At 72.1% G+C, this 20,352-nt stretch carries 21 protein-coding genes; 13 read left to right on the top strand and 8 right to left on the bottom strand.

Annotation, left to right across the window (positions count from 1 at the left end; genetic code table 11):
* Positions 1–61 precede the first annotated feature (61 nt).
* Positions 62–763, bottom strand: a complete 702-nt coding sequence (locus tag ACWD0Y_RS25970) for a FadR/GntR family transcriptional regulator (protein ID WP_450262738.1) — start codon at positions 761–763, stop codon at positions 62–64.
* Positions 764–898: 135 nt separating this feature from the next.
* Here ACWD0Y_RS25970 and ACWD0Y_RS25965 point away from each other — a divergent pair, with 135 nt between their 5' ends.
* Together ACWD0Y_RS25965 and ACWD0Y_RS25960 are read left to right on the top strand one after the other, a co-directional pair.
* Positions 899–1,414: a gluconokinase gene (locus tag ACWD0Y_RS25965; RefSeq protein WP_450262737.1), complete on the top strand. Its 516-nt coding sequence runs from the start codon at positions 899–901 to the stop codon at positions 1,412–1,414.
* A 33-nt stretch (positions 1,415–1,447) separates the two neighbouring features.
* Positions 1,448–2,845, top strand: a complete 1,398-nt coding sequence (locus ACWD0Y_RS25960; protein ID WP_450262736.1) for a GntT/GntP/DsdX family permease — start codon at positions 1,448–1,450, stop codon at positions 2,843–2,845.
* A gap of 111 nt (positions 2,846–2,956) precedes the next feature.
* On the opposite strand, the gene ACWD0Y_RS25955 is transcribed toward ACWD0Y_RS25960, so the two are convergent.
* From ACWD0Y_RS25955 to ACWD0Y_RS25945, 3 genes are all read right to left on the bottom strand, one after another.
* Positions 2,957–3,166, bottom strand: coding sequence for a molybdopterin-dependent oxidoreductase (locus ACWD0Y_RS25955; RefSeq protein ID WP_450262735.1), 210 nt, complete (start codon positions 3,164–3,166; stop codon positions 2,957–2,959).
* 162 nt (positions 3,167–3,328) lie between these two features.
* A complete protein-coding gene (locus ACWD0Y_RS25950; protein WP_450262734.1) occupies positions 3,329–4,882 on the bottom strand; it encodes an APC family permease in 1,554 nt (517 codons plus the stop codon).
* 41 nt (positions 4,883–4,923) lie between these two features.
* On the bottom strand, positions 4,924–5,874 hold the full coding sequence (locus ACWD0Y_RS25945) for a hypothetical protein (RefSeq protein ID WP_450262733.1): 951 nt from the start codon (positions 5,872–5,874) through the stop codon (positions 4,924–4,926).
* A gap of 167 nt (positions 5,875–6,041) precedes the next feature.
* Between ACWD0Y_RS25945 and ACWD0Y_RS25940 the strand changes: the two genes are divergently transcribed.
* A complete protein-coding gene (locus ACWD0Y_RS25940) occupies positions 6,042–6,482 on the top strand; it encodes an ASCH domain-containing protein (RefSeq protein WP_450262732.1) in 441 nt (146 codons plus the stop codon).
* Positions 6,483–6,567: 85 nt separating this feature from the next.
* On the opposite strand, the gene ACWD0Y_RS25935 is transcribed toward ACWD0Y_RS25940, so the two are convergent.
* On the bottom strand, positions 6,568–8,223 hold the full coding sequence (locus ACWD0Y_RS25935; RefSeq protein ID WP_450262731.1) for an FAD-binding dehydrogenase: 1,656 nt from the start codon (positions 8,221–8,223) through the stop codon (positions 6,568–6,570).
* 120 nt (positions 8,224–8,343) lie between these two features.
* Here ACWD0Y_RS25935 and ACWD0Y_RS25930 point away from each other — a divergent pair, with 120 nt between their 5' ends.
* From ACWD0Y_RS25930 to ACWD0Y_RS25900, 7 genes are all read left to right on the top strand, one after another.
* Positions 8,344–8,910 (top strand): NUDIX domain-containing protein, encoded by a 567-nt coding sequence (locus ACWD0Y_RS25930; RefSeq protein WP_450262730.1) that lies wholly within the window; start codon positions 8,344–8,346, stop codon positions 8,908–8,910.
* Between the two features lie 10 nt (positions 8,911–8,920).
* Positions 8,921–9,319 carry a YidH family protein gene (locus ACWD0Y_RS25925; protein ID WP_450262729.1) on the top strand — a complete coding sequence of 133 codons (399 nt, stop codon included), beginning with the start codon at positions 8,921–8,923 and terminating at the stop codon, positions 9,317–9,319.
* The gene (locus ACWD0Y_RS25920; RefSeq protein WP_450262728.1) at positions 9,316–9,642 is read left to right on the top strand and encodes a DUF202 domain-containing protein; all 327 of its coding nucleotides are present in this window, start codon (positions 9,316–9,318) and stop codon (positions 9,640–9,642) included. The genes ACWD0Y_RS25925 and ACWD0Y_RS25920 overlap by 4 nt, the downstream gene beginning before the upstream one ends.
* Positions 9,643–9,792: 150 nt before the next feature.
* The gene (locus ACWD0Y_RS25915) at positions 9,793–10,089 is read left to right on the top strand and encodes a hypothetical protein (protein ID WP_450262726.1); all 297 of its coding nucleotides are present in this window, start codon (positions 9,793–9,795) and stop codon (positions 10,087–10,089) included.
* Positions 10,090–10,188: 99 nt separating this feature from the next.
* Positions 10,189–11,100, top strand: coding sequence for an MBL fold metallo-hydrolase (locus ACWD0Y_RS25910; protein ID WP_450262725.1), 912 nt, complete (start codon positions 10,189–10,191; stop codon positions 11,098–11,100).
* A gap of 100 nt (positions 11,101–11,200) precedes the next feature.
* Complete coding sequence (locus ACWD0Y_RS25905; protein WP_450262756.1) at positions 11,201–12,226, top strand: phosphotransferase family protein; 1,026 nt, start codon at positions 11,201–11,203, stop codon at positions 12,224–12,226.
* A 9-nt stretch (positions 12,227–12,235) separates the two neighbouring features.
* The gene (locus ACWD0Y_RS25900) at positions 12,236–13,450 is read left to right on the top strand and encodes an acyl-CoA dehydrogenase family protein (RefSeq protein ID WP_450262724.1); all 1,215 of its coding nucleotides are present in this window, start codon (positions 12,236–12,238) and stop codon (positions 13,448–13,450) included.
* A gap of 121 nt (positions 13,451–13,571) precedes the next feature.
* Here ACWD0Y_RS25900 and ACWD0Y_RS25895 read toward each other — a convergent pair whose 3' ends face one another.
* The 3 genes from ACWD0Y_RS25895 to ACWD0Y_RS25885 are packed head-to-tail and all read right to left on the bottom strand — an operon-like array spanning position 13,572 to position 16,667.
* The gene (locus tag ACWD0Y_RS25895) at positions 13,572–14,165 is read right to left on the bottom strand and encodes a TetR/AcrR family transcriptional regulator (protein WP_093801598.1); all 594 of its coding nucleotides are present in this window, start codon (positions 14,163–14,165) and stop codon (positions 13,572–13,574) included.
* A gap of 40 nt (positions 14,166–14,205) precedes the next feature.
* Positions 14,206–15,906 (bottom strand): class I adenylate-forming enzyme family protein, encoded by a 1,701-nt coding sequence (locus tag ACWD0Y_RS25890; RefSeq protein WP_450262723.1) that lies wholly within the window; start codon positions 15,904–15,906, stop codon positions 14,206–14,208.
* Positions 15,903–16,667 (bottom strand): SDR family oxidoreductase, encoded by a 765-nt coding sequence (locus ACWD0Y_RS25885; protein WP_450262721.1) that lies wholly within the window; start codon positions 16,665–16,667, stop codon positions 15,903–15,905. Before ACWD0Y_RS25885 ends, ACWD0Y_RS25890 begins: the two co-directional genes overlap by 4 nt.
* Before the next feature lie 170 nt (positions 16,668–16,837).
* On the opposite strand from ACWD0Y_RS25885, the gene ACWD0Y_RS25880 reads away from it, so the two are divergent.
* The 3 genes from ACWD0Y_RS25880 (at position 16,838) to ACWD0Y_RS25870 (ending at position 20,260) form a co-directional block, all read left to right on the top strand.
* Positions 16,838–18,100, top strand: coding sequence for an exo-beta-N-acetylmuramidase NamZ family protein (locus ACWD0Y_RS25880; RefSeq protein WP_450262720.1), 1,263 nt, complete (start codon positions 16,838–16,840; stop codon positions 18,098–18,100).
* 90 nt (positions 18,101–18,190) lie between these two features.
* Entirely contained in the window at positions 18,191–19,510 is a 1,320-nt protein-coding gene (locus ACWD0Y_RS25875; protein WP_450262755.1) for an MFS transporter, read from the top strand.
* A 138-nt stretch (positions 19,511–19,648) separates the two neighbouring features.
* A complete protein-coding gene (locus ACWD0Y_RS25870) occupies positions 19,649–20,260 on the top strand; it encodes a hypothetical protein (protein ID WP_450262719.1) in 612 nt (203 codons plus the stop codon).
* Positions 20,261–20,352: the final 92 nt, after the last annotated feature.

Raw genomic sequence — 20,352 nt, 5'->3', positions numbered from 1 at the left:
AGCGACCGGAGAGTTGATTTAAAGCAAAGAAAAGGATAATGAGGCGGACATCAAGGGCGTATCACGGGGCGAGGACGTCGAGCTCCTGGAGGGCGCCGACGGCGATCTCGCGGGTGAGCCGTTCGGCCCGTACCGCGTCGCCTTCCCTTACGGCTTCGGCGACTTGGACGTGCAGCGTGACGGCCGCGGGGTCCGGATCCTCGAACATCACCTGGTGCCGGGTACGTCCGCTGAGGACCTCCGCCACCACGTCGCCGAGCCGGGCGAACATCTCGTTGCCCGATGCACGCAGTACGACGCGGTGGAAGGCGATGTCGTGCACGAGGTACGCGTCGAGCTGCCGGCCGCGCGAGGTGGCGACCATGCCGAGCGCGCGCTCGGTGAGCTCCGCGCACTGCTCCGGGGTCGCGAACTGCGCGGCGAGTCCGGCGGCCACCGGCTCCACGGCGGAGCGCAGGACGGTCAGGGAGCGCAGCTGGCGGGGGCGGTCGGCGCCGGCCAGCCGCCAGCGGATGACCTGCGGGTCGTAGACGTTCCACTCCTCGGTGGGGCGCACGGTCACGCCCACCCGGCGCCGGGACTCCACCAGGTGCATCGACTCCAGGACCCGGACCGCCTCGCGGACCACCGTGCGCGAGACGTCGAAGCGCTGGGCGAGCTCGTCCGTACGCAGCACACTGCCGGGCGGGTACTCACCGGCGGTGATCGCGGGACCGAGGCTTTCCAGCAGCTGGGCGTGCAGTCCCCGGGCCTGGTTGGTCATGGGGTCAGCGTACGGGGCACCCCTCGGGAACAAAAAGTACGACGTTTATGTCACAGCCTCTTGAATACGTCGTACCTAATAGGTTTCAGTAGCGCGACGGACCGATGTCGAAGAAGACAGCGAGGCACTCGACTCATGAACAGCCCCCACGTCGTCGTGGTGATGGGCGTGGCAGGGACCGGCAAGACCACCATCGGTCCCCTGCTCGCCGAACGGCTCGGCGTCCCGTACGCCGAGGGTGACGACTTCCACCCCCCTGCCAACATCGCCAAGATGTCCGCCGGCACCCCGCTGGACGACTCGGACCGGTGGCCCTGGCTCGACTCGATCGGCCGGTGGGCGCACGGCAGGGCCGGGCTCGGCGGCGTCGTGAGCAGCTCCGCGCTCAAGCGGTCCTACCGCGACCGGCTGCGGGCGGCCGCCCCCGGCGCCGTGTTCCTGCACCTCACGGGCGACCGGGAGCTGATCGAGGAGCGGATGCGGGAGCGCAAGGGCCACTTCATGCCCACCGCCCTGCTGGATTCGCAGTACGCCGCCCTGGAGCCGCTCCAGGAGGACGAGGCGGGCGTGTCCGTGGACGTCTCCGGCACCCCCGAGGACATCACCGAGCGAGCCGTCGCGGCCCTGCGCCGGCTCGACGGCGGCCAGTAAGACTTCAGGAAGAACTTCAGAAAGAAGAAGACCGTGACCAGTCTCAGCGTCGAGACGCTGGCAGCGGACGCCGTCGAGCCGATCACCTCGGCGGGCAACGGCCAGTTGGGGATAGCAGTCCTCGCGGGCATCGCCGTCATCGTCCTGCTCATTACGAAGTTCAAGCTCCACGCCTTCCTGGCGCTGACCATCGGGTCGCTGGCGCTCGGGGCGTTCGCGGGTGCCCCCCTCGACAAGGCCATCTCCAGCTTCTCGACCGGCCTCGGCAACACGGTCGCGGGCGTCGGCGTCCTGATCGCGCTCGGCGCGATCCTCGGCAAGCTGCTCGCCGACTCCGGCGGCGCGGACCAGATCGTCGACACGATCCTCGCGAAGGCGAGCGGCCGGGCGATGCCCTGGGCGATGGTGCTGATCGCGAGCATCATCGGCCTGCCGCTCTTCTTCGAGGTCGGCATCGTGCTGCTGATCCCGGTGGTGCTGCTGGTCGCCAAGCGCGGCAACTACTCGCTGATGCGGATCGGCATCCCGGCGCTGGCCGGTCTGTCCGTGATGCACGGGCTGATCCCGCCACACCCCGGCCCGCTGGTCGCGATCGACGCGATCGGCGCCAACCTGGGCGTCACGCTGGCGCTCGGTGTGCTCGTCGCGATCCCGACCGTGATCATCGCGGGGCCGCTCTTCTCGAAGTACGCCGCCCGCTGGGTCGACGTACCGGTGCCCGAGAAGATGGTTCTTCAGCGTCCGTCCGAGGACCTGGAGCGCCGTCCCGGCTTCGGCGCGACCGTCGCCACGGTGATGCTGCCGGTCGTGCTGATGCTGGCCAAGGCGCTCGTGGACATCGTGGTCAACGACCCCGAGAACGTCGTCCAGCGGGTCACGGACGTCATCGGCTCGCCGCTGATCGCGCTGCTCGCCGCCGTGCTGGTGGGACTCTTCACGCTGGGCCGCGCCGCCGGGTTCACCAAGGACCGCCTCTCCTCGACCGTCGAGAAGTCGCTCGCCCCGATCGCGGGCGTGCTGATGATCGTCGGCGCGGGCGGCGGCTTCAAGCAGACGCTCATCGACGTGGGCGTCGGCCAGATGATCCTGGACTTCTCCAAGGACTGGGCGATCCCGACGCTGCTGCTGGCCTGGCTGATCGCCGTCGCCATCCGGCTCGCGACGGGCTCGGCGACCGTGGCCACCATCTCGGCGGCCGGTCTCGTCGCCCCGCTCGCGGCCGACATGTCGACGTCGCACACGGCACTGCTGGTGCTCGCGGTGGGTGCGGGCTCGCTCTTCTTCAGCCACGTCAACGACGCCGGGTTCTGGCTGGTGAAGGAGTACTTCGGCATGGACGTCGGCCAGACCGTCAAGACCTGGTCGGTGATGGAGACGATCATCTCGGTGGTCTCGCTGGTCTTCGTGCTGCTGTTGTCACTCGTCCTTTAGGCCCCGGCCCGGCGGGGCCCTGGGCTCCGCCGCCGCCCAACGGGTTTTCCCGTTCCGTCCGTTGACGGTCCGCAGTCCCGGTGCGCATGCCGCGCCGGGACTGCGGGCGCGTCAGGGCCGTCCCCGCGTGTCCGGCGATCGCCCCCCTGGCGGAAGTTGAGCCAGCCGTGACGAAGGCGGCCGCACCGGGCCGCCGTGCGCGTGGCCGAGCGGCCTGTCCCGCATGCGCAGCGCGAGCAGTACGTCCGCCCTGCGGGCCTGTTCTCGTTGTGCGTACCGTCGAAGCGGGTGAAGCGGACGGCCCTGCCCTCGGGGTCTCACACGCGCCGCGGTCGGCGGCCGCGACAGCCGTACGCCTTCGAAGGGCGGGTCCGGGGCGCCGGGCGGCTGAGGAGTCGCAGGACGATTCGGGCACCAGCGGCCGCCGGGGGCCGGGGACCGCGGGTGCCCGTCGGACTTCCGTCGGACCCGCCCCGGACGCCGTCAGGCTCCGGTGGCCTGCTTCTCCAGCTGGAACGCCTCGTTGCCCAGGCCGATCCGGGCGTGCACCTCGGGCTTCGTGCGGCGCAGTACGGCGCCGTACACCAGACCGGCGGCGAGCGCGACGCCGATGACGCCCGGCAGGACCCAGCTCAGTGCGGAGCCCGGGCCCGCGCCCACGAGCACGCCGAAGTCCTTGACCGTGTAGAACGCGATGACCAGCAGGGCCGCCCCGGCGGTGCCGGAGGCCGCCAGGCGCCCCGCCTGCGCCCGGCCGGCCCCGCGGCGCACGAAGAAGGTGATGACCGCGAGCGACGCGGCGGCCATCAGCACGATGACGCCGAGCGCGCCGACGTTGCCCATCCAGGTGAACAGGTGCAGCACCGGCACGGTCGGGTCGCCGGCCGGTGTGCCGTCGGTGAGCGCGAAGGCGAGGACGACGGCCGCGGACACGCCGGACTGGAGCAGGGAGCCGGCGGCGGGCGCGCCGCTCGTCTTGTTCGTACGTCCGAAGGAGGCGGGCAGCAGGCCCTCGCGGCCCATCGCGAAGGCGTACCGCGCGACGACGTTGTGGAAGCTGAGCAGCGCCGCGAACATGCCGGTCACGAAGAGGATGTGGAGTACGTCGGTGAAGGCGGGGCCGAGCCTGCTCTCGGTGAGGGCGAAGAGGAGGCCGGGGCCCTGCTCCCCCGCCACCTTGACGATCTGGCCGGGACCGGCCGCGACGCTGAGCGCCCAGGCGCTCAGCGCCAGGAAGAGCGCGGCGTAGCCGACGGCGAGGAACATCACGCGGGAGACGACGATCTGCGGGCGGCTGGTCTCCTCGGCGTACACCGGGGCCTGCTCGAAGCCGACGAAGGCGGCGATGCAGAAGCAGAGCGCGGTGCCGAGTCCGGCTCCGGTGAGGGTCTCGGGGTTGAACGCCTGGAGGGACAGGCCCTCCTTGGCCGGGTCGGCGATCGCGGCCACGTCGAAGATCACGACGAGCGCGCACTCGACGACCAGCAGGACGCCGAGCACCTTGGCGTTGAGGTCGATCTTGAGCCAGCCGAGCGCGCCGACGACCAGCACGGCGAGGAGCGCGGGGATCCACCAGGCGAGGGTGATGTCGAGGTAGGTGGCGAAGATCCCGGAGATCTCGAAGCCGAGGATGCCGTAGATGCCGACCTGCATGGCGCTGTACGCGACGAGGGCGACCAGGGAGGCTCCGGCGCCGGCGGTCGGGCCGAGGCCGCGGGCTATGTAGGCGTAGAAGGCGCCGGCGTTGTGGACGTGGCGGCTCATCTCGGCGTATCCGACGCTGAACAGCATCAGGACCACGCCGAGGATGACGAAGAGCAGGGGCTGCCCGACGATGCCCATCACGCCGTATGTAGTGGGCATGACACCCGCGACGACCATGAGCGGGGCGCTCGCGGCCAGCACGGACAGCAGGAGACCCGTCGTGCCGAGGCGGCCGGCCCGCAGCGCGCGCTCCTGCCCCTTGTACGTACGGATCTCGCCGCTTGCGCCGGCGCTTCTGCTCTTCTCGCTCGTGCTCGAACTGCCCGTCGACATGGCGGGGTTGTCCCTTCGCTTCGGTGACGTGTCGTGCGGAGTCATGCGATGCCGAGCGCGGCACGGCGCGCGGCGCGGAAAGCCTGCTGCGGGTCCCGGCCGGGGTACGACCACGGGGCCTCGGTGGCGTGCGGGCCGATGCGGCCCAGGAGGGCGGCCGCCTCGGCGGGCCTGCCCTCGCAGAGCTTCGCGTGGGCGAGGTAGTTGAGGTCGACGAGGTGGCGCGGGTGCCCCTCGTGCTCCCACTCCAGCCACCAGTCGAACGCCGCCTTCATCACCTGGCGGGCGCGGCGGCCGGACCAGTGGCCGGAGGCGGCGGGGTCCTTCGGCACCTGGCCCGCGACGGCGAGGGCGCGGTAGCGCTCGGCGTGGGCCACCACGGGGAGTACGGCCAGGGGAGAGTCCGCGGGGGCCTGTTCGGCGGCCCAGGCGGCGAAGTCGTACACCTCGTGGAGTGGGTCGCCCCCTATGTCCGGTCTGCGTTCGGCGAGGCGGGCGGCCATCAGGTGGTGGGCGTGGTGGTGCTCGGGGTGGCGCAGCCGTACCTGGTCGAAGAGCTGGGTGACTTCTTCCTCCGTGCCGAGGGAACGGGCCAGGAGCAGCAGGGCCAGCCAGGGAGTCGGGTCGGCGGGCGCGTGCTCGGCGGCGCGGCGGCACGCCTCGCGCGCCAGGGCCTCGGGCTCCTTGCCGCGCAGTGCGCCGAGGACGGCGGCGCAGGCGACGAGGGTGACGGCGTCGGCGCTCTCGGGCTCGGCGAGCACCCAGTCCCCAGCCCAGGCGGCGGCGCCGGCGGCCTGGGCGAGCACGACGAGGCGGTGGCCCCGGCGGTCCCAGTCCTCACCGGTCGCGGCGATCAGGGAACGGGCCCTGGCCCAGCGGCCCTGGGCCAACTGGGCACGTACGGCGACGAGTTCGGTGTCGTCGAGAGCGGGGTCGAAGGAGTGGTCGGTCCGGCGGCGGGAGCGGCCGAGGGGTGGCGGAGGTGGGGGCATCCGCGGGTCCTCCACGGCGCAGAGTGCGAGCGTCTGATCACGCACAGCAAAGCGGTAGGGGACGCTTCACGTCAAGGCCGGTCTGGACCAACTTTGAGCTGCGGCGCGGTAGTTGAACTCGGTCCGATCTCCCGCACCCCGCTTCCCCCAGCACCTAGTCTTGTCGCATGTCTGAACGCCCACCGCTGCCGCCGTGCCTGTTCGCCTTTCCCGGCCCGCTGCGCGACCGGCTGGTCGCCGCCGTACTGGCCGGCGAGAAAGTGTCGACGACCGGTCTGCTCGCCGAGTACGAGGCGGAGAAGGAGGAGCTGCCGCCGGCCGGTGAGCGTTCCGTGGTGATCGACTCGGACGGCCGCGAGGTCGCGGTGGTCGAGCTGACCGAGGTGCGGGTGCTGGCGCTCGGCGACGTGGACCTCCAGCACGCGCTGGACGAGGGCGAGGGGTACACGTCGGTCGCCGCCTGGCGCGCGGGGCACGAGAGGTTCTGGCACAGCGAGGAGATGCGGGAGGCGCTGGGCGACCCGGAGTTCACGGTCGACGACACGACGCTGGTCGTCGCCGAGCGCTTCCGGGTCGTGGAGCGGCTGGACGGGGCGGAGCCGGCGTAGGCGGTGCGCCCGCGGCGGCTCCGCCTTCGTCTCCGTCCGCGCCGCCTCCTTGTGCCACCGCCTTCGCCGCCACCCGTGCCGTCGCCTACGCCACCGCCTTCGCCGCCGCGCGGCCCGCCGTGCGGCCGGAGAAGAGGCAGCCGCCCAGGAAGGTGCCCTCCAGGGAGCGGTAGCCGTGCACGCCGCCTCCGCCGAACCCCGCCGCCTCGCCCGCCGCGTACACGCCGGGCAGCGCGCCGCCGCCCTCCGTGAGCACCCGCGAGGACAGGTCGGTCTCCAGCCCGCCGAGCGACTTGCGGGTGAGGATGTGCAGGCGTACGGCGATGAGCGGGCCCGCCTGGGGGTCGAGGATGCGGTGCGGCGGCGCCGTACGGATCAGCTTGTCGCCCAGGTAGTTGCGGGCGCCGCGGATCGCCATCACCTGGAGGTCCTTGGTGAAGGTGTTGGCGATCTCGCGGTCGCGGGCGGTGATCTCGCGGCGCAGCGCGGCCTCGTCGATCAGCGGCTCCTCGGTGAGCGCGTTCATGCCGCGCACCAGTGAGGCCAGGTCCTTCTCGACGACGAAGTCCGCGCCCCTGTCCATGAACGCCTTGACCGGCGCCGGCACGTCCGCCCGCGCCCGGCCGATGACGTCGCGCACCGACTTCCCCGTCAGGTCCGGGTTCTGCTCGGACCCCGAGAGCGCGAACTCCTTGCCGATGATCTTCTGGTCGAGGACGAACCAGGTGTAGTCGTACCCGGTCTTCATGATGTGGTCGAGCGTGCCCAGGGTGTCGAAGCCGGGGAAGAGGGGCACGGGCAGCCGTCTGCCGCGGGCGTCGAACCAGAGGGACGAGGGGCCCGGCAGGATGCGGATGCCGTGCCTGGCCCAGATGGGGTTCCAGTTCTGGATGCCCTCGGTGTAGTGCCACATCCGGTCGCGGTTGATCATGCGGCCGCCGGCCGCCTCCGTGACGCCGAGCATCAGGCCGTCGACGTGCGCGGGTACGCCGGAGAGCATCGAGGCGGGCGGCGTGCCGAGCCGCTGGGGCCAGTTGGCGCGTACGAGATCGTGGTTGCCGCCGATGCCGCCCGAGGTGACGATCACCGCCTGGGCCCTGAACTCGAAGGACCCGGTCGCCTCCCGGCTGCTGGCGGCGCCGCGCTCGGCGGCCGAGGGCTCCAGGACCTCCCCGGTGACGGTGTCCACCGATCCGGCGCTGCGGGCGAGCCCGGTGACGCGATGGCGGAACCTCAGCTGGACCAGGCCGCGCGCCACCCCCTCACGCACGCGACGCTCGAAGGGGGCGACGATGCCGGGGCCGGTGCCCCAGGTGATGTGGAAGCGGGGTACGGAGTTGCCGTGTCCGGTGGCGTCGTAACCGCCGCGCTCGGCCCAGCCGACGACCGGGAAGAAGCGCACGCCCTGCCCGTGCAGCCAGGCCCTCTTCTCACCGGCGGCGAAGTCGACGTACGCCTCGGCCCACTTGCGCGGCCAGTGGTCCTCCTCCCGGTCGAAGCCGGCCGTGCCGTGCCAGTCCTGGAGGGCCAGCTCGCGGCTGTCCTTGATGCGCATGCGGCGCTGCTCGGGAGAGTCGACGAAGAAGAGCCCGCCGAAGGACCAGTGCGCCTGGCCGCCGACGGACTGTTCGGGCTCCTGGTCGAGCAGGATCACCCTGCGGCCCGCGTCGACGAGTTCCGCGGTGGCCGCCAGACCGGCGAGGCCCGCCCCGATCACGATCACATCAGCGTCGTACGCCATGGTTTCCGTCCTTGCCGGGGCGAGTGGAACGATCCGAGCGGGAAGTCACTCGTGCGTCAGATCTTCGGCAGCGGCGGGCGGAGCGTCAACAGGTCCACGGGGGTGGGATTGGATGGCCGTATGAATCCCGTGAGTCCGGCGAGTCCGGTGAACCCCGCTGACGAAATCCTGGACATCGTCGACGAGAACGACGAGGTGACCGGGCAGGCCCCGCGCGGTGAGGCGTACGCGCGCGGTCTGCGCCACCGCTGCGTCTTCGTCCTGGCGCGGGACGGCGAGGGCCGGTACTTCGTGCACCGCAGGACGCCGGTGAAGCTGGTCTTCCCCTCAATGTACGACATGTTCGTGGGCGGGGTCGTCGGCGCGGGCGAGTCGTACGACGAGGCGGCGCTGCGGGAGGCGGAGGAGGAGCTGGGCGTCCCGGGACTGCCCGCGCCCGTGCCGCTGTTCAAGTTCCTGTACGAGAGCGGTGACGCCACGCGGACCTGGTGGTCGTACGTCTACGAGGTGCGCTGCGATCCGCCGGTGAACCCGCAGCCGGAGGAAGTCGCGTGGCACGCCTTCCTGACCCGGGCGGAGCTGGAGCGGCGGCTCGCCGGCCCGGGGTGGGAGTGGGTGCCGGACGGCCTGGCGGCGTGGGAACGGCTGCGCGCCTTCAGGGACGGTTCGGCCGAATCCGGCCGGTAGGGTGCGATGGGTGATCGAGTTCGTGCGGAGCCTGCGGCTGTGGTTCGCGCCGCAGCGCATCAGGGAAGAGGGCGAGACCCCCGACTACCGCTTCTCGCTGGCCAACGAGCGCACCTTCCTCGCCTGGATCCGTACCGCGCTGGCTCTCATCGGTGGCGGTTTCGCGGTCGACCAGTTCCTGCCGGACCTGGTCTGGGAGGTCCGCGCCGGCATGGCGCTCGGGCTGCTGGCGGCCGGGGTGCTGTGCGCGCTGCGGGCGGTCAACCACTGGGTGCGCTGCGAGCGGGCCATGCGGCGCGGCGAGGATCTTCCCGTCACCCGCTTCCCGACGCTGCTGAGCCTCGTGGTCGCCGTCGTCGCGGTCGCCATGGTGGTGGTCGTCCTCTTCGGCTGGGGAGGCAGCCGTTGACCGCCCCCGCCCCCGTCCCCGCCCGGGACCCCGGCCTTCAGCCGGAGCGGACCCGGCTGGCCTGGCGCAGGACCACGCTGTCCTGCACGGTGGTGGCCGTACTCGCGGCGAAGCAGGCGCTCCACGACGGGACCGGCGTGGTCCCGGTGGTCGCCGCGGCGCTCTGCGCGCTCGTCTGGCTGGGGTTCCTGCGGGTCGCCCACCGCCGCATCCAGGCCGTCGGCGGCACGGCCCGGCCGGCCCCGATGCCGGTGCGCGCCGCGCTGACGGCGACGGCCTGCACGATCGCCCTCGCCGGGTTCGCCGTGGCGATCGTGGTCTGACCCGGACCCCGGACCCGGACCCCTGACCCCGGCCCCGGACGCGGACCCCGGCCCGGCCCGGGATCCTGGACTCGGCCCGGATGAAGCGGGCGTCCGGGACTAGCCTTGAAGTACCGCAAAGCACCCGGAACCGCACCAGAGGTGAATGTGATGACCCCCCTCCACCAGGAGCACGCCACCCACGGGCACACGCACGGACCGGCCTGCGGACACGCCGCGGTGCCGCACGGCGACCACACCGACTACGCGCACAACGGGCACATGCACCGCGAGCACTCCGGGCACTGGGACGAGTGCGAGTCCGCGGATCACATCACGCACGGCAGCCACACGCATCAGCACGGCCAGGACTGCGGGCACAGCGCCGTCACCCACGGCGACCACCTCGACTACGTCCACGACGGCCACCGCCACGCCGCTCACGACGGCCATTGGGACGATCACTGAGCACGGGATCGCGGACCGGCCCCCGGGCTCCCTTCCCCCGGGCGGGCACGGACTGGCAGGCTCGGTCCGACCAGTTCGGCCACCGACCGGGGGAACCCATTGCCTGCCACCGCCCCGTACACCGTCCGGCTCGCGCCCCACGTGCACGCCTACATCCAGCCGGACGGCGGGTGGTGCCTGAACAACGCCGGATTCGTCAGCGACGGCGCCTCGACCCTCCTCGTCGACACCGCCGCCACCGAGCGTCGCGCGCACGCACTGCGCGAAGCGCTCCTGGCGACCGGCGCGCCGCTCCCCCGCACCGTCGTCAACACCCACCACCACGGCGACCACACCTACGGCAACAGCGTCTTCCTGCCCGAGGCCACCGTCGTCGGGCACGACACCTGCCGCGCCGAGGTCCTGGCCGCGGGGTTCCAGCTGCACCAGGTGTGGCCGCACCACGACTTCGGCGACATCACCGTCACCGCCCCCGCCCTCACCTACAGCGAGCGGCTCACCGTCCACGCGGGCGGCACCGAGGTGCGGGTCCTCCACCCGGGCGTCGCGCACACCACCGGCGACTCGGTCGTCCACCTGCCGGAGTACGGGATCGTCTTCACCGGCGACCTGGTCTTCCAGGGCGGCACGCCCTTCCTCCCCATGGGGTCGCTCAGCGGCTCCCTGCGCGCGCTCGACCTGCTCCGCTCGCTCGGCGCCGACACCGTCGTGCCCGGCCACGGCCCCGTCACCGACCCGTCGGCGTACGACGCGACCGAACGCTACCTGCGGTACGTCGCCGAGCTCGCCGAGGCCGGGCACGCCAAGGGGCGTACGCCGCTGGAGACCGCCCGGGAGGCCGGCCCCGGGGCCTTCGCCGAACTGCGCGAGAGCGAGCGGCTCGTCGCCAACCTGCACCGCGCGTACGCGGAACTGGACGGTCTGCCGGAGGGCTCGCCGCTCGATCCGGTGCCCGTCTTCGGTGACATGGCGGTCATGAACGGCGGAAAGCCGGTCGCCTGCCACGCGTGATCCCCGTCTCGGGCACGTCGGCACACTGGACGGCATACCGACTGGTCGGCATGATGAGGCGCGACGATTGTCCGCCCTCGGAGGTGCCCCCATGAGCGCAGTGAGCGCAGTCCACCCGCCAGGTCTCGATCCCGATCGGCTGCGCGGTCATCTCGACCGCGAGCGGCCGGGGCTGGTGAGCGGACCGCTCGGCGCACGGCTCATCGAGGGGGGCCGTTCGAACCTGACGTACGCCGTCACGGACGGCGCGTCCCGGTGGGTGGTGCGGCGGCCGCCGCTCGGCCACGTGCTGGCGACCGCGCACGACATGAAGCGCGAGTTCCGGGTGATCAGCGCCCTGCATCCGACGGACGTGCCGGTGCCCGCGCCGGTGCTGCTGTGCGAGGACGAGTCGGTCCTCGGATCGCCGTTCTACGTCATGGAGTTCGTGGAGGGCGTTCCCTACCGCACGGCCGACGAGCTCGCCGCGCTGGGCGCCGAGCGCACCCGCGGCGCCGTGCTGGGACTCGTCGACACCCTCGTCGCCCTGCACGCCGTGGATCCGGAGGAGGTGGGTCTCGGTGACTTCGGCCGTCCCGAGGGCTTCCTGGACCGGCAGCTGCGCCGCTGGGGCAAGCAGCTCGACGCCTCCCGCAACCGCGAGCTGGCGGGCATCGACGAGCTGCACGCCACGCTCGGGCGCTCGCTGCCCGGATCCCCCGCGCCCACGGTCGTGCACGGCGACTACCGGCTCGACAACGTCCTGATCGGCGGACCGGGCGACCGGATCAACGCCGTCCTCGACTGGGAGATGTCGACGCTCGGCGACCCGCTGACCGACCTCGGGCTGCTCGTGATGTACAGCTCCGAGCTGGGCCTGCCCGACTCCCCCGTCTCCACGACGTCCGGCGCCCCGGGCCACCCGTCGGCGCGCGAGATCGTCGAGCGGTACGCCGCCGGGTCCGGCCGGGACACCTCCGGCATCGCCTGGTACACGGCGTTCGCCTGGTTCAAGCTCGCCGTGATCCTCGAAGGCATCCACTACCGCTACACGCTCGGGCAGACCGTCGGCGCCGGCTTCGACCGGATCGGCGACCTCGTGCCCGTCTTCATCGAGCACGGTCTGACCACCCTCCAGGAAGGCTGAGGCACCATCATGGATTTCGCATACGACGCCCGGACCGAAGAGCTCCGCGCCAGGCTCCTCGCCTTCATGGACGAGTTCGTGTACCCGGCCGAGGCCGTCGCCCACGAGCAGCGCGCGCAGCTCGCCTCGCCCTGGGACACCCCGCAGGTGGTGGAGGACCTCAAGGCGGAGGCGCGTCGGCAGGGCCTGTGGAACCTCTTCCTCCCCGATGCGGAGTACGGCGCCGGGCTGACCAACCTCCAGTACGCTCCGCTCGCGGAAATCACCGGCCGCAGCCCCCAGTTGGCGCCGACGGCCCTCAACTGCGCGGCTCCGGACACCGGGAACATGGAGCTGCTCGCCCAGTTCGCCTCGGAGGAGCAGAAGAAGCAGTGGCTGGAGCCGCTCCTCGCGGGCGAGATCCGGTCGGCGTTCGCGATGACCGAGCCGGAGGTCGCCTCGTCGGACGCCACGAACATCGAGACCCGGATCGAGCGGGAGGGCGACGAGTACGTCGTCACGGGGCGCAAGTGGTACATCTCCGGGGCGATGAACCCGGACTGCAAGATCTTCATCGTGATGGGCAAGACCGACCCGGACGGTGCGGACGTCCGCCGTCAGCAGTCGATGATCCTGGTGCCGCGCGACACGCCGGGGGTCGAGGTCCGGCGCGCCATGCAGGTGTACGGGTACGAGGACCACTACCACGGCGGTCACGCCGAGGTCGTCTTCGACGGGGCGCGCGTGCCCGCGTCCGCTCTCGTCGGCGAGGAGGGCGGCGGCTTCGCCATCGCCCAGGCCCGCCTCGGCCCCGGCCGGATCCACCACTGCATGCGGCTGATCGGCACGGCGGAGCGGGCGATCGAGCTGATGTGCCGCCGGGCGGTGGAGCGTACGGCCTTCGGCAAGCCGCTCGCCCAGCAGGGCGTCGTGCACAACTGGATCGCGGACGCGCGGGTGACGGTGGAGCAGCTGCGGCTGCTGGTGCTCAAGACGGCGTGGCTGATGGACACGGTGGGCAACCGCGGGGCGCACACCGAGATCCAGGCGATCAAGATCGCTACGCCGCGGGCGGTCGTCGACATCCTCGACAAGGCGGTGCAGCTGCACGGCGCGGGCGGGGTCAGCCAGGACTTCCCGCTGGCGGAGCTGTGGGCGGGGGCGCGGACGCTGAAGCTGGCGGACGGGCCGGACGAGGTGCACCAGCGGTCGCTGGCGCGGCGCGAGCTGAAGAAGTACGTGTAGGGCCCGCGGGCGGGGGCGGGGCGTGCGGTGCGCCCGCGGCGGGCTTCTGCCCCGTCCCCGCCCCTTCCGGACCGGGACGAGCCCCGGGCCCCCGGGCGGGCCGGGAAGGCCCCCGCCGTCCCTACGGCCGCAGCGCCCGCAGCAGCAGGTCCGCCAGGTGGTCCGCCACCTGCTGCGGCGTGAGCGGGCCGTCCGGGCGGTACCACGTCGACAGGTGGTGGACCGAGCCGAAGTGGTAGTCCACCACCAGGTCGGCCGGGGTCGCCGTGGAGAAGACGCCCGTCTTCTGGCCCTCCTCGACCAGCGCGCGGAACCGCTCGTGGTAGCGGCGGCGTTCCGCCCGTACCTGCTTGTCCTTCTCCGGGCTCAGGTGGTGCATGGAGCGGAAGAAGATCGACGCGTCGTCCAGGTTGTCGATGGTCGTGACCACCACGTCCGCCGCCGCGTCCCGCAGCCGCTGCTCCACCGGCGCCTCGGCGTCGGCGAACGCGTCGAGGCGCTCCTGCTGGAGGCGCAGGACACGGGCGTACACCTCGTGCAGCAGGTCGTCCTTGGAGCCGAAGTAGTGGTAGAGCGCGCCCTTGGTGACTCCGGCCGCCTCGACGATCTCCTGCACCGACGTGCGGTCGTAGCCGCGCTCGGCGAACAGGCGGGTGGCGGCGGCCAGCAGTCGCTGGGGGACGGGGACACCGCTCCCGTCCGTCGTCCTGGCCATTGCCGCCACCTGCCTTTCGTCGAAACAACCGGTTGAGGGTTCAGGAACGGGAACGCAGTTCCCGCCTGAGGATCTTCCCACTCGTCGTCTTGGGGAGTTCCGGCAGGATCTCCACTTCGCGCGGGTACTTGTACGCGGCCAGCCGCTCCTCGCAGTACGCCGAGATCTCCGACGGCGCCACCTCGGTCCCGGGGCGCAGGCTGACGTACGCCTTGACGCTCTCCCCCCGGTACGCGTCGGCGACGCCGACCACGGCCGCCTCGCGCACCGCGGGGTGGGTGTAGAGCACGTCCTCGACCTCGCGCGGCCAGACCTTGAAGCCGGACGCGTTGATCATGTCCTTCTTCCGGTCGACGACGTAGAGCCAGCCGTCCTCGTCCATGAAGCCGATGTCGCCGGTGCGCAGCTCCCCGCCGGGGAAGGCCTCGGCACTCGCCTCCGGGCGGCGCCAGTAGCCGGGGACCACCTGCGGGCCGCTGACGGCGATCTCGCCCTGCTCGCCGAAGGGCACGTCCTCGCCCTTCTCGTCGACGATCCGCACGACGGTGTCGGGACCCGGTACGCCGACGGAGAGCGTGCCGGAGACCGGGTCGACCGGGGCCTCCTTCTCGGGCGGCACGGACGCGCAGGGCGCGGTGCACTCGGTGAGTCCGTAGCCGTTGCGGATGTACGGGCCGAAGCCCGCCCGGAACTTCTCCACCAGGGCGGGCGGCAGCGGGGCCCCGCCCGAGGAGATCACCTGGAAGGACGCGAAGTGCTCGCGGGTGACGCCCGGCGTGGCGGCGAGCGCCATGAAGGCGGTGGAGGGGCCGACGGTGTAGGCGGGGCGGTGCTCGGTGAACGCGTCGAGGACGACGCCCGGATGGAAGCGGTAGGCGAGGACCAGGGTGCCGGCGTTGGCGGTGCAGGTGGCCAGTTCGCAGACCATGCCGGTGATGTGGAAGAGGGGCGCCAGGGCGAAGTACGCCGAACCCTCGGCCACCGGGTGCCCGGTGCGCTGGCGCTCGGCGTTGTACATGATCCCGCCGTGGGTGTTCATGGCGCCCTTGGGGGTGCCGCTGGTGCCCGAGGTGTAGCTGATCAGCGCCACGTCGCCGGCGGTGAGTGCGCGGTCCGCGGGCGCGGCGAGGCCCTGGCGGGCGACGGTCACCAGGTCGTCGGCGTCCGGGGCCTGCGGCACCACCCGCTCGAAGTTCAGGACCCGGGTGTCGTTCCTGGTCTGGAGGTCCAGCTCGCAGGCGGTGAGGGCGATGCGTACGGGCGAATCCGCGGCGGCGCTGCGCAGGTACGCCTCCCACGCGCGGTCCGAGCAGATCAGCGCGGTCGCCCCGGCGTCCCCGAGCGCGTGGCCGACCTCGGCCGACTTGTACATCGGGTTGAGGGGTACGACGGTGGCGCCGGCCTTCCAGGCGCCGAGCAGCGCGAGGACGAAGTGCGGGCTGTTCTGGAGCATGACCGCGACCCGGTCGCCGCGCCGCAGGCCCCTGGCCGCCAGGTGGCCCGCGACGGAGTCCGAGAGCGCGTCGGTCTCGCGGTAGGTCAGCCGGCCGTCGAAGTAGGCGAGGGCGGGGTGGTCCGGTGCGCGGTCCACCGCGTCGGCGAAGGCGTGCAGCAGGGTGGCCGGCGGGTTCACGGGACGCCGCTGGGCCTCGCTGAGCTGGGCGATCCAGGGCTTGGCCGCGTAGACCGACGCCCCCGTCGTCCGCTCGTCCGTCGGCTGTTCGCTCGTCGTCCCGCTCATCGGCCGGCCTCTTCCCACTTCTGCTGCAGGTGGTTCATGCCGGCCAGCCAGCGGTCGGGACTCCCGGCGCGTGCCTGGTAGTACCCGGCGACCTCGGGGTGCGGCAGGATCAGGAAACGGTCGGCCTCGATGCCGTCGAAGAGCGCCTCGGCGACGTCCTCCGGCTCGACGGCGGTGGGCGCGAGGACCAGTTCGCCGGCCGAGCCCGCGGCGGTCAGCATATCGGTGCGTACGCCCTGCGGGCAGATCGCGTGGACCTTGACCCCGCGGTGGCGGTAGGTCAGCGAGAGCCACTCGGCGAACGCCAGCGCGCCGTGCTTGCTGACGCTGTACGGGGCCGCGCCGACCATGCTCAGCAGGCCGGCCGCCGAGACGGTGGAGACGAACCGGCCGCTGCCGCGCTCCAGCCAGCCGGGCAGCAGCGCCCTGGCCGCCCTGACGTGGGCCATCACGTTGACGTCCCAGGCCGCGGCCCAGACCGCCTCGTCGGCGAAGGCGTCGCCGGGCGAGGCGAGGCCCGCGTTGGCGCAGTACACGTCGACCGTGCCGCCGAGTGCCTCACGGGCCTCCTCGACGATCGCGGAGGCGTCGCCCGCGACGGCGGTGGCGCCGGTCTCGTCGGCGATCGCCTTGATCTTCTGCGCGTCGAGGTCATTGACGACGACGCGTGCGCCCCCGGCCGCGAATCTGCGCGCGAGCGCGGCTCCGATGCCGCCTCCCGCACCGGTGACGACGACTCCCGCGTCCTGGAACTGGCTCATCCCTGAGGCCCGCCTCTCTGCCGACAACCTCAGCAGACTAACCAGTCGGTATGGACCGGCGGAAGGGGTGAGGAGGCTCGAACCCGCCGTGCCCGCCTCGTTCCCCGGGGCCGCCACGCGCGCTAGCGTGCGTGGCCATGACAGACGGCGCCGATCACGGAGGTACGGGAATGAGCCTGTCCAGACGCGGACTGCTGGCCGCCACGGGGGCGGCGGGAGCGGCGGGGGCCGCCGGAGCGCTCGCCGCCGCGGCCCCCTCGGCCGCCGCCGGCCGCCCCGGACGCTTCCGGGTGCGCACCGGCTTCGACCGGCTGGCGGCCGACGGGTACGCCCTCCTCGCCGGGCAGAAGGTCGGCGTCGTCACCAACCCGACGGGCGTCACCTCGGACCTGCGCCACATCGTGGACGTCATGCACGCCGACGACCGGGTGAACCTCACCGCCGTCTTCGGGCCCGAGCACGGTTTTCGCGGCACCGCGCAGGCGGGCGGCTCCGAGGGGCGCTACGACGATCCGGCGACCGGGCTGCCCGTGTACGACACGTACGTGAAGAGCGGGCAGCCGCTCGCCGACATCTTCACGGCGTCGGGCGTGGACACGGTCGTGTTCGACATCCAGGACGCGGGCGCGCGTTTCTACACGTACATCTGGACGCTGTACGACTGCATGGTGGCCGCCGTGCTCGCGGGCAAGCGGTTCGTGGTGCTCGACCGGCCGAACCCGGTGTCGGGGCGCGCCGCGCTCGGGCCCGTGCTCGACAGGGCGTTCGCGACGTTCGTGGGGCGCGAACCGATCGCGCAGGCGCACGGGATGACGGTCGGTGAGCTGGCGCGGCTCTTCAACGGCGAGTTCCTGGCGCGGCCCGTGGCGCTGGAGACGGTGCGGATGACGGGCTGGCGGCGCGGCGACTTCTTCGACGCGACCGGTCTGCCGTGGGTGCCGCCGAGCCCCAACATGCCGACGCCCGACACCGCGCTGGTGTACTCCGGCACCTGCCTCTTCGAGGGCACGAACCTGTCGGAGGGGCGGGGCACGACCCGGCCCTTCGAACTGCTGGGCGCGGAGGGCGTCGGCCACGGGTGGGCCCGGGCCGCGAACGCCGCCGGGCTGGACGGTGTGCACTTCCGCGAGGCGTACTTCACGCCGACGTTCTCCAAGTTCCAGGGGAAGACCGTCGGCGGCGTACAGCTGCACGTGCACGACCGGGAGGCGTACGACCCGGTGCGCACGGGCATCGCGCTGCTCGTGACGGCGAAGAAGAGCTGGAGCGGCTTCGCGTGGCGGGCCGACAACTGGATCGACAAGCTGACGGGCAGCACACGGGTCCGCACGATGATCGACGCGGGCGCCGGGACGGACGAGGTGGTGGACGCCTGGCGGTCCGGTCTCGCGGCGTTCGACTCGGTGCGCCGGGAGTACCTGCTGTACCGCTGACAACCGGTCTCAGCATGCGGGACCAGTCGTCCCACGGATTGACTGCACAGTACACGAAACGTGAAAGTGCCGGTCGTGACCGACGACATCATGACCACAGCGACGAAGCGGGCCCCGGCCCCCGACGCGCCCTCGGAGGACGAGAGTTCCGAGAGTCTGCGCCGGGTGGCCGTCGCCAGCTTCGTCGGGACCGCCATCGAGTTCTACGACTTCTACATCTACGGCACGGCCGCCGCGCTCGTGCTCAACGAGGCGTTCTTCCCGAACCTCTCGCCCCTCAACGCGACCCTCGCCTCCTTCTCCACCTACGCGGTCGCCTTCGCCGCCCGCCCCCTCGGGTCGCTCGTCTTCGGTCACTTCGGCGACCGCGTCGGCCGCAAGTCCGTACTGGTCGCCTCGCTCCTGCTGATGGGCCTGTCCACCGCGTGCGTCGGCCTGCTTCCCGGCTACAGCACGCTGGGGGTCTGGGCGCCCCTGCTGCTCGTTTTCCTGCGCTTCCTCCAGGGCATCGGCCTCGGCGGCGAGTGGGGCGGGGCCGCGCTGCTCGCCGTGGAACACGCGCCGCGCGGACGGCGCGGGCTCTACGCGGCCTTCCCCCAGCTCGGCCCTTCCGTCGGGTTCTTCGCGGCGACCGGCATCTTCTGGCTGCTGTCGGCCGCGCTGGACGACCGGGCGTTCGCGAGCTGGGGCTGGCGGATCCCGTTCCTGCTGTCGTTCCTGCTGGTCGCGGTCGGCCTGTTCGTACGGCTGAAGATCAGCGAAACCCCGGTGTTCGCCCGGGTCATGGAGCAGCAGGAGGCCAGCAGGGCACCCGCGCTGGAGGTGTTCAGGCGCCACCCCAGGGAGCTGCTGCTGGGCGCGGGCGGCATGATCGTCGCGTACGGGCTCTTCTACACGGCGACGACCTACTGCCTCGCGTACGCGACGACCACGCTCGGCCTGGACCGCGGCACCATGCTGGGCCTGTCGCTCGTCGCCTGCCTCTTCCTCGCGGCCGGCACGTGGCTGGCCGCCACCCGCTCGGACGGGGCGGGCAGGCGCCGGCTGGTCCTCGCGGGCAGCGGACTCGCGGTCGTCTGGGGCCTGGTGCTCTTCCCGCTGCTCGACACCGGGGAGCCCGTGCTCATCGCGCTGGCGCTCGGCGGCGCGCTGTTCTGCATGGGCGTGGTGTACGGCCCGATGGGCGCCTACCTGCCCGAACTGTTCGGCGCCCGCGTCCGCTACTCCGGCGCCTCACTCGCGTACAACCTGGGCGGCGTCCTGGGCGGGGCGGTGTCCCCGCTGATCGCGACCCGGCTGCAGGCGGGGTTCGGTTCGGCCTCGGTCGGCTGGTACGTCAGCGCCATGGCCGTCGTGTCGCTGCTGTGCGTGCTGGCTCTGCCGGAGACGCGGAAGCGCGAACTGGGCTGACGGCAGGCCCGGTGCGCCGGCCCGTTCTGGTGTTTTTCTCCGCTGATGACGCCCATTCAATTTTCGATGGAGCCGAACGGGGCACCCGTACGTCCACTCTGTGACGCCGAAGTACCAGCGACGGAGGTGGCAAGTGCAATGGCCGGTTTCCGGAGTCTTGCGAGACAAGTGCGCGACCCGCGGTGCGATCTGGCGCTGCGGCGGTATTCGCTGCGCAAATGCCTGGAACGCTTCGCCCCTTACGGGCACCGGGCGACCTGGGACCATCTGTGCTCACGGCACATGATCGGCCCCGAGGACAGGGCGCCCGATCCGGCGCGGCTGGTGGCCGCGCTCGACGAGTTGGAGGAGGCGCGGGCCGTCTGGCTCGCGTACGAAGCGGAGTTCGCCCGGCGCCGCAAGCGCGAGAAGCACGACGGGCTGCGGCGGCCCGGCTCCTTCGACGACTGGCACCGCCGTACCTGGGGAGGGTGCGGGGTGGCCTGGTGCGACGATCCCTCGGTCCATCCGGTGGCGCCGCTCGGCGACGTACTGCGCCGCCTGATCTCCGCCCTGGAGAGCGGGCCCGGGGCGAACTGCCCCGTGTGCGCGGAGAGCGAGATCGTGTGGGAGCAGGGGCTGGTCCATGAGCCGTGGTTCGGGCCGGTCTGCACGGGCTGCGGCATTCTGGTGCCGCAGCCCGTTCTGACGCCCGAGGCCCTGGCGGAGTCCAAGAGGGTACGGCGCCGGGAACTCGCGTCGGTGGCGTGAGCGCACCCCCTGATCGGCCAGTTCGAGTACGCCGAGGGGCTCACCGACCGCCTGATCGCACACACCCGGGAGCACCTGACGTGGGCGTGACC

The organism is Streptomyces altiplanensis (genome assembly GCF_053591575.1).
Note: the sequence above shows the minus strand (reverse complement) of the source record. Positions and strands in the feature narration are given on the sequence as shown.

Bases quoted from the DNA above. Each gene is read 5' to 3' on its own strand.
- ACWD0Y_RS25970 (WP_450262738.1), bottom strand. From the start codon at position 763: ATGACCAACCAGGCCCGGGGACTGCACGCCCAGCTGCTGGAAAGCCTC.
- ACWD0Y_RS25965 (WP_450262737.1), top strand. From the start codon at position 899: ATGAACAGCCCCCACGTCGTCGTGGTGATGGGCGTGGCAGGGACCGGC.
- ACWD0Y_RS25950 (WP_450262734.1), bottom strand. From the start codon at position 4,882: ATGTCGACGGGCAGTTCGAGCACGAGCGAGAAGAGCAGAAGCGCCGGC.
- ACWD0Y_RS25945 (WP_450262733.1), bottom strand. From the start codon at position 5,874: ATGCCCCCACCTCCGCCACCCCTCGGCCGCTCCCGCCGCCGGACCGAC.
- ACWD0Y_RS25940 (WP_450262732.1), top strand. From the start codon at position 6,042: ATGTCTGAACGCCCACCGCTGCCGCCGTGCCTGTTCGCCTTTCCCGGC.
- ACWD0Y_RS25935 (WP_450262731.1), bottom strand. From the start codon at position 8,223: ATGGCGTACGACGCTGATGTGATCGTGATCGGGGCGGGCCTCGCCGGT.
- ACWD0Y_RS25930 (WP_450262730.1), top strand. From the start codon at position 8,344: ATGAATCCCGTGAGTCCGGCGAGTCCGGTGAACCCCGCTGACGAAATC.
- ACWD0Y_RS25915 (WP_450262726.1), top strand. From the start codon at position 9,793: ATGACCCCCCTCCACCAGGAGCACGCCACCCACGGGCACACGCACGGA.
- ACWD0Y_RS25900 (WP_450262724.1), top strand. From the start codon at position 12,236: ATGGATTTCGCATACGACGCCCGGACCGAAGAGCTCCGCGCCAGGCTC.
- ACWD0Y_RS25895 (WP_093801598.1), bottom strand. From the start codon at position 14,165: ATGGCCAGGACGACGGACGGGAGCGGTGTCCCCGTCCCCCAGCGACTG.
- ACWD0Y_RS25890 (WP_450262723.1), bottom strand. From the start codon at position 15,906: ATGAGCGGGACGACGAGCGAACAGCCGACGGACGAGCGGACGACGGGG.
- ACWD0Y_RS25885 (WP_450262721.1), bottom strand. From the start codon at position 16,667: ATGAGCCAGTTCCAGGACGCGGGAGTCGTCGTCACCGGTGCGGGAGGC.
- ACWD0Y_RS25880 (WP_450262720.1), top strand. From the start codon at position 16,838: ATGAGCCTGTCCAGACGCGGACTGCTGGCCGCCACGGGGGCGGCGGGA.
- ACWD0Y_RS25875 (WP_450262755.1), top strand. From the start codon at position 18,191: ATGACCACAGCGACGAAGCGGGCCCCGGCCCCCGACGCGCCCTCGGAG.
- ACWD0Y_RS25870 (WP_450262719.1), top strand. From the start codon at position 19,649: ATGGCCGGTTTCCGGAGTCTTGCGAGACAAGTGCGCGACCCGCGGTGC.